An 11,739-nucleotide genomic window follows, 5' to 3' on the forward strand; every position below is an offset into this window, starting at 1 on the left:
TGAAATATTCAGTCAAATTATTGCATTATCAATACAATCAAGCAGATAATTTTGAGGATAGGGTTACTGTCATATGAATTTGAAAGAAATCATGGTGCTTGTAGATGGACAAGATAAAACACATGAAGTCCGCGTAATTCAACATGATGCAAAAAGCAATAAAATGCTAATCAGTTATTTCAAAGGGGAAAAAGTATATCCTTATTCTTGCAGCCGTGTTCAAAAACTTGAGAATCCCAAGGTTATTGAATTAAACGAATGCGTTGCTTTTGTCGACGGTATGCCGGTTTTTGAACCGCAGGCTATCCTTGACTTTGGGGCGCGGATTCGGATAATTGGATACCGCGGCATAGCGGAAACCGTACTTCCGAGCGCGTTTTGTTTAGTAGAAAACAGTGCTTGCAATAACGATGCAGCGAGTATTTTAAACTACTTGAAAGATATCTCTCAGTACACGTCAAAAGCGAAAGAAGAAAACGCATTTCTAAAGCGTGAAATGGATAAGCTTACTTTCGTTCATCCTGAAAGCGTTTTAAGCTGTTATTTGAATCGGTTGCCGATTCAGGAAAGAACTCCTGAAATGGACGGCGTTATATTCCCGTTTCGGTTTAATTTGAGTCAAAAGAAGGCCTTGGAGAATGCCCTCGCACATTCCGTTTCTGTAATCGAAGGACCTCCCGGCACAGGCAAAACGCAGACAATTTTGAATATTATTGCTAACCTCATAGCTGTTCAGAAAAAAAGTGTCGGTGTCGTATCAAATAACAATGAAGCGGTCAAAAACGTCATTGAAAAGCTTTCAAAAGGTGGATACGGGTTCTTGACCGCTATGCTTGGAAAGAGCGAGAATCAGGACGCTTTTTTTGCAGATATGCCTGCTTCACAGGTAAAAGAATGGGATTGCGAAGAAGAGAAGAAAGCATTGATGGAGCAGCTTGCATCTATGAATGTGAAATTAGATCATTTACTGCAAGCAGACCGAAAGAGAGCCCAGCTCAAGCAGGAGTTATTGGGCTGGAGACTTGAACAGGAACACTTTGAGATTTACTATGATCGGCAGGCTGTTGAGGAAATCGCAAAACTACCGCTTCTAAAGGCAAATCCAGATCAGATAATTTCATTTCTGGCGGAAACGACTCTGGCGCAAGAGCGTCAGCAATCAGATAAAATATTCTATAAGTTAAAGCTGCTGATTAAGTATGGTATTTGGAATCAAAAAGTGTTGCGGCAGCATGAGACGTCAGTTTTGCTAGGATTGCAGAAAGCGTTTTATAAAAAGCAAATAAGTAAATTGGAAAAAGAAATTATCGATTATAATCATCAGCTGGAAGGAGCCTGCTTTGAAGATTTGCTAAAGGATCATCAGCAGCTTTCAGAGAAATTCTTTCGCAAATGCCTCAATGAGAGTCATGGAAAGATGGCGGCGCCCAACTTTTCGAAAAAGAATTTTAAATTTCGCTTTCAGGAATTTATTAAAACTTTCCCCATCATTCTTAGCACGACACATGCTCTGCGGTTATCGATTCCGCAAAACTACCTTTTAGATTATGTGATTATAGATGAAGCATCTCAAGTCGATTTAATTACAGGTGTATTGGCCCTTTCCTGTTGCCGGAATGTCATCATTGTAGGCGATACAAAGCAACTACCCCAAATTACCAATGATAAAATCAAAACCAAGCTAAAAACGGAGGCCGCTACTCCTATTTATGATTATTTCGCCCACAGTATCCTGTCCTCAGCCATAAACCTATATGGAGATCAACTGCCGCGTGAAATATTACGGGAGCATTATCGCTGTCATCCTCGAATTATTGAATTTTGCAATCAGAAATATTATGATGGTGAACTGATACCGTTCACAGAGACAAGTTTGTCGGAGCATCCTCTGGTGCTCTATCGAACGGTAGAGGGCAATCATATGCGTCAGGTGACGCAGGGAAACCAAAAGGGTATATATAATCAGAGAGAACTTGATGTTATTATTCAGGAGGTTTTGACTGCGCCAGAGTTTGCAATGGATCAGGGATCTATCGGAATTGTAACCCCGTATCGAAAGCAGGCGGATGAAGCTGGGAGAATAATTTCAGGTGGTGTTCAAAGCGATACTGTACATAAATATCAAGGGCGTGAAAAAGATACCATGATAATGTCCACGGTTCTGTCCGGAACCAGAGGCGAATATAGTTTAAATTTTGTGGATGACCCTCAAATGATCAATGTTGCTGTTTCTAGGGCCATTCGTCAGTTTATTCTGGTGACAGATCATGACTTGTTTTATAAAAAAGGAAAGGACATTGGTGACCTGATCCGGTATATACAATACAGCACATTGGATGAAAACGTGATTGAAAGTCAGGTTGTTTCTATTTTTGATCTACTGTATCAGAAGTACTCAAGTAAGCTGCTTCGGCTCAAAGCCAAAATGAAGTCTAGCGCGCCATACCAATCGGAAGAGGCTCTCCGCGTGCTGTTAGAGGATATCCTCAGCAAAGAAGAATTTCATCGGTTCAGTTATACGCAGCAGGTTCTGCTGCGAAATTTGCTCCATGATACAGGATTATTAACGCCAGATGAATTGAGATATGTCAATAACAGAGCATCACTGGACTTTGTTGTGTTTTATAAGCAAGATAAAACTTGTGTTCTCGTCATTGAAGTGGATGGCTTTGCGTTCCATGAAAATAAACCGGATCAGTTCATAAGAGATGAGCTGAAGGACAATATTTTAAAAAAATACGGAATTCGGGTTTTGCGGCTGCCGACGAATGGTAGCGGGGAAGATGAAAAAATTCGCAATGCGTTGAGAGATTGTATCGCCTGATAGTAGCAGATAATCATTGATTGGAGAATGTATCAAAAGAGAACATCGGAAAACAGGGAAGAAGTTTGTGTTTGAGATAAGGCAGATAGCCATGCTTTTGTACTAAAGACACTGGGAAGATGCTTAAAAAAGAAAGAAACGCCCGTGCAGCAAGGGGGTGTTTCTTTCTTTTTGTGCATAATCCACGGAAAAGCGACAAAAACATGGAGGCGTTCGGTTGATTATTTCGTGTGGGGATGATAATATAAGGTAATAACGAGCTTTGCTGCCGTTCTAGAGATCGGCAGGCGCAAAAAGCTCTGTACACGGCTGGCCGTGGTGTGTCTTGGCGGGTTGTGTGCGGAAAGGAGCGATCGTCATGGAGTTATTTACCGTATTACAACAGGCCGGCGTGGATGTGGAAACCACGCTGCACCGTTTTGTCGGAAACGCCGCGCTGCTGAATCGATTTGTGAAAAAGTTTGCGCAGGATCCCACTTATCAGCAGTTGCGCGACGCCGTTGCCGCCGGGGATGTCGAGCGGATTGAAACAAGCGCCCATACGCTAAAAGGGACGGCGGCAAATTTGGGTTTCCAAAAGCTGAGCGACAATAGCGCCGCGTTGGTGTCAGCTATACGTGAACAGAAGGACGCGGAACAGGTCCGCCGGCTTTTTCAGGCGGTGCAAGAGGAATATCAAAAGCTTTTGAGCCTGATCGACCTGATCGACTAAGGAGAGAAGATGAGCGTTTTGGCTAAACAGAAGACGATACTGATTGTTGACGACGTCGAGCTTAACCGAGCCATCCTCTGCGAGCTATTCCAGCACACCTATGCCATTTTGGAGGCGGAGAACGGAGAAGAAGCGCTGCGCGTCATCAAGCAGCATCAGGAGGAGCTTTCGATCGTGCTGCTCGACGTCGTCATGCCGGTGATGGACGGAATCGAGGTGTTGCGCCGCTTGCAGGGCAACGCCGCGCTGGAGCGTATCCCCGTCATCCTGATCACGGCGGAAAGCAGCGAGAGCACCGCGCTGAAGGGCTACAACCTAGGCGTGGCCGATATTGTCAACAAGCCGTTCAATCCGGAGATCGTCAGCCGCCGCGTTGAAAACGTCATGGAGCTGTACGAACATAAGCGACATTTGGAAAGCAAGCTGCAGGAGCAGTACGCCGCGCTGGAGGAACAGGCGAAGAAGCTGGCGCGCACCAGCGCGTTCGTGATCGATACGCTGTCCACCGTGGTCGAGTTCCGAAACGGCGAATCCGGCTCTCATATCCGCCGCATCCGGCAGATCACGCGCGTGCTGCTGGAAGCGCTGTCCGCGCAGTATGAGGAATACCGCTTTACCGACGCGCAAATCAGCCTGATCACCGACGCTTCGGCCCTGCATGATATCGGTAAGATTGCCATTCCTGACTCGGTGCTTTTAAAGCCCGGCAAGCTGACCGAAAAAGAGTTCGAGGTGATGAAGTCTCACACCATCAAGGGCTGTGAAATTTTGCAGCGACTCGATCTCGGCCATCTGCAAAACGATGAGTTTTACCAGTACTGTTACGAGATCTGCCGCCACCACCATGAACGGTGGGACGGTCGCGGTTATCCCGACGGGCTGCAGGGGAGCGAGATCACGATCTGGGCGCAGGTCGTATCATTGGCCGATGTGTATGAGGCGCTGACCAACGAGCGCGTCTATAAGCCGCCGTACACACACAGCAGCGCGGTATCCATGATCCTGAACGGCGAATGCGGCTCGTTCAACCCGCAGCTGCTCGACTGTTTTTTGCAGGCGTCCGACAAACTGCGTGAAATCACCGTTGTGCCGGCCCGTTCGGCTGGCGACGGCTCGGTGTCGCTCGAATCCGAGCTGGTATCCCAGCAGCCGCCCACGCCTTCGGGCCCGGCCACACTGACCGAACGCACCCTGCGCCTTTTGGAATTGGAGCGTGAAAAGTATCACGTGCTGGCCGAGCTTTCGGGCGAGATCACCTTTGACTACGACGTCAGCACCGACGTGCTGCAATTTTCAGAAAAGTTTGTTTCTGTTTTTAACGAAAGCTTCCGTATGATGCACGCGCGCGAAACGCTGTGCAACTCCACCATGATCTACGAAGCGGATAAAAAGATCATTGAGGAAAAGCTGGCCCAGCTGACGCCCGCCGACAACGTGCGGAAATTTGAGCTGCGGATCAAGACCAACACCGGGGAATACGAATGGTTTGAAATTTGGATTAACGGCATCTATATGGCGGATGAAAGCGATTCGTGCTCCAACCTGATCGGCAAGCTGACCAATGTAAACGAAACCAAGCTGGAAAACGCGCGGCTGCGGCGGCGGGCGGAGACCGATCCGCTAACCGGCCTTTATAACCGCTCGGCGGTCAAACGCATGGCCGAGGGCGAGGTCGGCGCGGTGTTTTTTATCGATGTGGACAATTTCAAAGGCATCAACGACCGCTTCGGCCATGCCAACGGAGACCGCGTTCTGCAGCAGATCGGCAGCGGACTTAAAGCGATGTTCCGGCATGACGATCTGGTCGGTCGGATCGGCGGGGATGAGTTCGCGGTGTTCCTGCACGGCCAAAACGATCGGAGCCTGCTGGAACGCAAGGCGCAGGATATTTGCCGGATGTTTCAGGAGGTCCGCATTCCGGAAGTGCGCGCGGCTTCGGTCTCGGGCAGCGTAGGCATCGCGCTCTGTCCGGAGGACGGCGCGGATTACGACGCTGCGATCGACTGCGCGGATCAGGCTCTTTACAGCGCGAAAAACGCGGGCAAAAACCGCTACGCTTTTTATGACCGCAACGCGAAAACGGCGGGCTTTCGCACCGTTCTTTCCGAGCCGGACAGCGATAAGCGCGAATAAGGCGGCGGCAAACGGAACACGATAACGGAAAAGAGGTGTGAGGCATGGCCGAAAAACGAAAAGCCGATTTGTGCGTCCGGCACGTATCGGTGTTGAACAGCTATTTTAAAACCTTTGACCGCGCCGATGTATACATGAGGGACGGCAAGATCTTATATGTCGACCGCGCGGAAGAGCAGTGCTACGAAGCGGCGGAAGAGATCGATGCGGGCGGGGCCTATATGGCGCCCGGTCTGATCGATATCCATATGCACATCGAAAGCTCGATGATGACGCCCGCGGCCTTTTGCGAAAGGCTGGCACAGTGCGGGGTGACCACGATCGTATCCGAGCCGCACGAAATGGCGAACGTGGGCGGACTGAGCGGTGTGACCGAAATGATTGAAGCGGGACGCGGCGCGCCTATTGATGTGCGGTACGGCATACCGAGCTGTGTGCCTTCCACCTCGTCCCGCCTTGAGACGACGGGCGGGGAGATTGGCTGCGCGGATATGGAGGCGCTGTACGGCGACCCTGCCGTCGCTTGTGTCGGCGAGGTGATGAATTACCGCCAGATCATACATGAAAACGATTTGGAGATCACGAAGTTTCTGAAAAAACTGCGCGCCAGGGATACGATTTTTCCGATCGAGGGCCATTGTCCGGCGCTTATGGGGGCCGATCTGGCTGAATTTTTGTTTCTAGGGATCAACGGCGACCATACCGAGCACAGCGTGGCGGAGCTCAGGGCCCGCTTCGAGGGCGGTATGTTCGTGGAGATCCAGCAAAAGACGCTGTCCCCAGAGGTGCTTGCGCTCATCCGAGAAAATAATTTGTACGAATACTTTTGCTTTGTCACCGACGACGTCATGGCGGACAAGCTGGTGGAGGAAGGCCATCTGGACGCGCTGGTGCGCCGGGCGATCGCGCTTGGCCTTGCGCCGGCGCAGGCGATTTATAACGCCACCTTTACGCCGGCGCGGCGTATGAACCTGCTCGACCGGGGCGCGCTCGATTCAGGCAAGCGCGCGGATTTTGTGCTGCTCTCCGATCTGGCGCGGTTCGAGGTGCAGGCGACCTACCGCGGCGGCAAATGTATTTATAAAAAGGGGGCGGCGAGGCACGAGGCAGCGCGCGCGAGGCCGTTCAGCGCGCCGTACTACAGCAGCATCCATTTAACGCCGCAGACGGAGCAGCGCTTTGCGGTGCAGGCGCCGGTACGGCAGGGCGTGGTACGCGTTCGCGCCATCGAGGTACGGGACGGCAGTACCCGGACGGAAGAGCGCGTTTTCGAGCTGCCCGTCCAGGACGGTCTGGTGCAGTGGGAGGGGAGCGGCCTGCTGCTCGCGGTCGTGCTGGAACGGTACGGAAAAAACGGCGGGGTAGGCTACGGCTTTATGACGGGCGACTGCCATAAGCGCGGCGCGGTCGCGACCAGCTATGCGCACGATTGCCACAACCTGCTCGCGGCCGGCGCAACGGCGCGCGATCTAACGGCGGCGGTCAACCGCGTGATCGCGCTGCAAGGCGGCTTCGTCTGCGCCGAGGACGGGGAGATATTGGCCGAGCTTAAGCTGGGTGTCGGCGGTATTTTGTCCGACCGCCCCGCGGAAGAGGTCGGCGCGGCCCTAGGCCGCGTGCGCGCGGCCATGACCGCGCTCGGTTACCGGCATTACAACCCGATCATGTCGTTCGGCACGATTACGCTGCCGGTCAGTCCGGCGCTCAAGCTGACGGATAAAGGCCTGATCGATGTCAAGGCGGCGCAGATCGTGCCGCTATTTGTTGACAGCGTTTGATTGAAGACATAAAAATAGGGGGATTCTTTTATGAACAACTGGATGGAAAAGCGGTTCCACCTTAGCGAATACAAGACGAGTGTGCGCACCGAGATCGTGGCGGGCATCACGACCTTTGTCACGATGGCGTACGTGCTGGGCACGATACCGAACATGATGGGCAATGCCGGTATGGATCGCGGCGTTATCCTAACTTCGATGATCCTGCTCATTATTTTGACCACCGTGGCTATGGCGCTTGTCACCAACCGGCCCTTCGCGCTCGCGCCCGGCCTTGGCAGCGTCGGCATCGTGGTGGGTATGATGGCGAACGACGGCGTTTCTCCGGCGGTAACGGCGGGCGTCATTTTCTGGAGCGGCATGATTTTTGTCGTCATCTCCTATATCGGCCTGCGCGACGCGGTCGTCAAGGCGATCCCGCCCAGCCTCAAGCACGCGGTCAGCGCGGGCATCGGCCTGTTCATCGCGCTGCTCGGCTGCAAGAACGCCAAGCTCATCATCGCGGTAGAGGGCAAGAATAATCTGGGATGGGGCGAGCTGGCCAGCCCGACCGTGGTTTTGGCGCTCATTGGCTTTATTCTAATCCTTGTCACCAAAACCATGAAGGTGCCTGGCTATATGATCGTTTCTATTTTGGTCACCACGCTGATCGGTATTCCGATGGGCATCACCAAGCTGCCGGAAACGCTGTTCACCGCGCCCGGCAACCCGCTCGGCAACTTTTTGAACATTGATCTGCTCGGCGCGCTGCGCTTCGCCTATATCCCGTTCCTGATCGCACTGTTCGTGCCTGATTTCTTTTCAACCTTTGGCACGGCGATCGGTGTGGGCGGCAAGGCAGGCTATCTGGATAAGGACGGCAACCTGCCCGGTATCGATCGTGTGTTCAAGGTAGACGCGGTCTCGACCGTGATCGGCTCGGCATTTTGCATGCCCTGTATGACCACCTATCTTGAATCCTCCGCGGGCGTCGAGGCGGGCGGCAAGACCGGTCTTACCGCCGTGTCCACCGCGGTATGCTTCGCGTTTACGCTGCTGCTCACGCCGATTGCGCTGATGATCCCATCGGCCGCGACGGCGCCCGCGCTGATCATCATCGGCGTCGGCATGATGAGCGCGCTCAGAAACGTCGATTTCTCCGATTATACCGAGAGCTTTCCAGCGTTTATTTGTGTGGCGTTCACCGTTTTTGCGAACAATATTGCAAACGGCATCTGCGTGGCGCTGCCGATCTATCTGATCCTCAAGCTGGCCGCCGGCCGTATCCGCGAGATACCGAAGGTTATGTATGTGCTGATCGCGGTGTGCCTGCTGTATTTCTGGACCATCTTATAATTGGCTTGAAGGGCTGCTCCGAAAGCATGCGGGGCAGCCTTTTTGATTGAAGCGCACCCGTGCTGCGCAAACTGAAAATGATAGGAGGGAACTGCATGAAGCGGCTTTATCAAAACGGAACGATCCTGACCATGGAGAACGACGAGCTAGCGGAAGCGGTGCTTGTGGAGGATGGACGAATCCGCTATGTAGGCACGCAGCGAAGCGCGCCGCGTGTGGCGCCGACTGAAACCGTTGATTTGAACGGTAAAGCGCTGCTGCCCGCTTTCATTGACGCGCACAGCCATTTTTCCGCTGCGGCAAACGCCTTGCTGCAAGTACCGCTTGAGGAATGCGTGACCAAGGAAGAAATCACGGAGCGCGTCGGCGCGTTCATCAAGGAACGCCGGATCGCGCCCGGAGAATGGGTGACCGCGCGCGGATACGATCACAACCAGCTTGCCGGTGGACTGCACCCGGATCGCGACACGCTGGACCGTGTGGCGCCGACGAATCCGCTTGTGTTGCAGCACAGGTCCGGGCATGTGGGCGTGTTCAATACGCGGGCGCTTCAAAGGCTTGGCGTTACAGACGAGACCGTACCGCCGCCGGGCGGACTGATCCAAAAGAAGGACGGACGTTTGACCGGCTATATGGAAGAGACCGCATTCCTTCAGTATTTAAAGCAGGTACCCACGCCGGAGCCGGCAGCGCTTTTAGACGCTTACCGGCTGGCGCAGCAAAAATACGCTTCCCACGGGATCACGACCGTGCAGGAAGGCATGATGGTTGATTTGATGGAGCCGATGCTGCGCGCGATGCTGGACGCCGGACTGCTGCGCCTTGATCTGGTCGGCTATGTGGACGCGGCAGGGGGCGAGCGCTTGCTCAATGCGTTCCGCGCGCACCTCCGCACGTATGTGGGTCATTTTAAGATCGGCGGCTATAAGATGTTTCTGGACGGCTCGCCGCAGGGGCGGACGGCTTGGATGCGCACGCCATACGTGGGCGGAGGCTGCGGCTATCCCACATTGACGGATGATGAGGCGCGGCGGTATTTGCAGCGAGCGCTGAAGGACGGTATGCAGCTGCTGGCCCATTGCAATGGGGACGCGGCGGCGGCGCAGTACTTGCGGCTTTGCCGCGAGGCCGCAGGGCAGGGCGCCGACCTTGCGGCGATTCGTCCGGTGATGATCCACGCGCAGCTATTGGGGCCGGACCAGCTGGACGAGGTGCGTGCGCTTTCCGTCATTCCTTCCTTTTTTGTCGCGCATGTATATCATTGGGGCGATACGCATATCAGAAACTTCGGCGCCGACCGCGCAAAGCTAATCAGCCCGACTGGATCGGCGCTGCATCAAGATATTTGTTTCACGTTTCATCAGGATACGCCGGTGCTCGATCCGGACATGCTGGAAACGATCTGGTGCGCGGCTACGCGCCGCACCAAGGCCGGCGTGCTGCTCGGCGAAAACGAGCGCATCCCCGTATATGAAGCGCTGCGCGCGGTGACGGCGAACGCCGCTTATCAGTACTTTGAGGAAAACGAAAAGGGCAGTATCGCCGTGGGCAAACGGGCCGATCTGGTCGTGCTCGATCAAGATCCGCTGGCCGTACCGCCGGAGGACCTACGCGGCGTACGTGTTGTCGAGACCATCAAGGACGGCGAGACGATTTATGCTGCGGATAGTTGAATCCCCCGTGTATTTGTGATAGAATAACTGCAATTATGAATTTTGCAGAGCGAGGGAATTATGGAGATCGGAACATTTGAATTGTTAAAAACCGAAGAGCAGGCGCGTCGCGGCCGCTTTATGACCGCGCACGGCGAGGTGCAAACGCCGGTTTTTATGAACGTCGGCACGCAGGGAGCGATCAAGGGCGCGCTCGACGCGTTTGACCTGAAGGAGGTCGACTGCCAGATCGAGCTGTCCAACACCTACCATTTGCACGTGCGGCCGGGCGATCAGATCGTGCGGCAGATGGGCGGTCTGCACCGTTTTATGCGCTGGGATGGGCCGATGCTGACCGATTCGGGCGGTTTTCAGGTTTTCTCACTCGCCACACTGCGTAAGATCAAGGAAGAGGGCGTTTATTTCCATTCCCACGTGGATGGACGCAAAATCTTCATGGGCCCGGAGGAGAGCATGCGCATCCAGTCGAATCTTGGCTCGGATATTGCCATGGCCTTTGATGAGTGCATTGAAAACCCCGCGCCGCGCGAATATGTCAAGGCTTCGATCGACCGCACGACGCGTTGGCTGCGACGCTGCAAAGAGGAGCTGGCTCGGCTGAACAGCCTGCCGGAAACGGTCAACCCCCGCCAGCTGCTGTTTGGCATCAATCAGGGCGGCACGTATGACGACCTTCGCGCCGAGCATATGCAGGAGATCGCCGCGCTCGACCTGCCGGGCTACGCGATCGGCGGCCTGGCGGTCGGAGAATCGACCGATGTGATGTATCATATCCTAGACGTTACTCTGCCGCACGCACCGGCGCGTAAGCCGCGTTACCTGATGGGCGTCGGCACGCCATCCAACATCATCGAGGGCGTTGCGCGCGGTATCGACTTCTTCGACTGCGTCATGCCGACGCGCAACGCGCGTCACGGCCATCTGTTCACGCATGACGGCATTTTGAACATTATGAACGCCAAGTACCAGACGGACGACCGCCCAATTGAAGAGGGCTGCCAGTGCCCGACCTGTCGCCGGTTCAGCCGCGCCTACCTGCGCCATTTGCTCAAAGCGGGTGAAATGCTGTCCCAGCGTCTGCTGGTGACGCACAACCTTTGGTTCTACAACCACCTGATGGAAGATATCCGCGAGGCTTTGGATCACGGCGACTTTGCCGCATACCGCGCGGCCAACAGCGAGAAAATGGCAAAACGCATTTAAACACCCCAAAACCGGGAACGCCAATTTTGGCGTTCCCGTTCTGTTGTTTGGGCGGACCGCATACCCTGTAGAGGGAAATGG

The 11,739-nt window shown here is 54.0% G+C and carries 7 protein-coding genes; all 7 read left to right on the plus strand.

All coding sequences use genetic code 11. The features are described from left to right. The first annotated feature begins 73 nt into the window (after nt 1-73). The 7 genes from NE562_RS01500 to tgt all read left to right on the plus strand — a co-directional run bounded on the left by NE562_RS01500 (nt 74) and on the right by tgt (nt 11,658). Entirely contained in the window at nt 74-2,824 is a 2,751-nt protein-coding gene (locus NE562_RS01500; protein WP_280960618.1) for an AAA domain-containing protein, read from the plus strand. 358 nt (nt 2,825-3,182) lie between these two features. Then, nucleotides 3,183-3,536 carry an Hpt domain-containing protein gene (locus NE562_RS01505; RefSeq protein WP_280960619.1) on the plus strand — a complete coding sequence of 118 codons (354 nt, stop codon included), beginning with the start codon at nt 3,183-3,185 and terminating at the stop codon, nt 3,534-3,536. An 18-nt stretch (nt 3,537-3,554) separates the two neighbouring features. Next, nucleotides 3,555-5,669 (plus strand): diguanylate cyclase, encoded by a 2,115-nt coding sequence (locus NE562_RS01510; RefSeq protein ID WP_280960620.1) that lies wholly within the window; start codon nt 3,555-3,557, stop codon nt 5,667-5,669. 44 nt (nt 5,670-5,713) lie between these two features. After that, nucleotides 5,714-7,447 (plus strand): adenine deaminase, encoded by a 1,734-nt coding sequence (locus tag NE562_RS01515; protein ID WP_280960621.1) that lies wholly within the window; start codon nt 5,714-5,716, stop codon nt 7,445-7,447. Between the two features lie 30 nt (nt 7,448-7,477). Further along, nucleotides 7,478-8,782 carry an NCS2 family permease gene (locus NE562_RS01520; RefSeq protein ID WP_280960622.1) on the plus strand — a complete coding sequence of 435 codons (1,305 nt, stop codon included), beginning with the start codon at nt 7,478-7,480 and terminating at the stop codon, nt 8,780-8,782. 95 nt (nt 8,783-8,877) lie between these two features. After that, entirely contained in the window at nt 8,878-10,455 is a 1,578-nt protein-coding gene (locus tag NE562_RS01525; RefSeq protein WP_280960623.1) for an amidohydrolase, read from the plus strand. A gap of 60 nt (nt 10,456-10,515) precedes the next feature. Then, nucleotides 10,516-11,658 carry a tRNA guanosine(34) transglycosylase Tgt gene (tgt, locus tag NE562_RS01530; protein ID WP_280960624.1) on the plus strand — a complete coding sequence of 381 codons (1,143 nt, stop codon included), beginning with the start codon at nt 10,516-10,518 and terminating at the stop codon, nt 11,656-11,658. The last annotated feature ends 81 nt before the right edge of the window (nt 11,659-11,739 follow it).

Origin of the sequence: Butyricicoccus faecihominis (assembly GCF_024462775.1) — a bacterium.
In the GTDB taxonomy this organism is placed as follows: domain Bacteria; phylum Bacillota; class Clostridia; order Oscillospirales; family Butyricicoccaceae; genus Agathobaculum; species Agathobaculum faecihominis_A.

What these genes read in the sequence shown, in the direction of transcription:
- NE562_RS01500 (WP_280960618.1), top strand. Translation starts at nt 74, where the DNA reads ATGAATTTGAAAGAAATCATGGTGCTTGTAGATGGACAAGATAAAACA.
- NE562_RS01505 (WP_280960619.1), top strand. Translation starts at nt 3,183, where the DNA reads ATGGAGTTATTTACCGTATTACAACAGGCCGGCGTGGATGTGGAAACC.
- NE562_RS01515 (WP_280960621.1), top strand. Translation starts at nt 5,714, where the DNA reads ATGGCCGAAAAACGAAAAGCCGATTTGTGCGTCCGGCACGTATCGGTG.
- NE562_RS01520 (WP_280960622.1), top strand. Translation starts at nt 7,478, where the DNA reads ATGAACAACTGGATGGAAAAGCGGTTCCACCTTAGCGAATACAAGACG.
- NE562_RS01525 (WP_280960623.1), top strand. Translation starts at nt 8,878, where the DNA reads ATGAAGCGGCTTTATCAAAACGGAACGATCCTGACCATGGAGAACGAC.
- tgt (WP_280960624.1), top strand. Translation starts at nt 10,516, where the DNA reads ATGGAGATCGGAACATTTGAATTGTTAAAAACCGAAGAGCAGGCGCGT.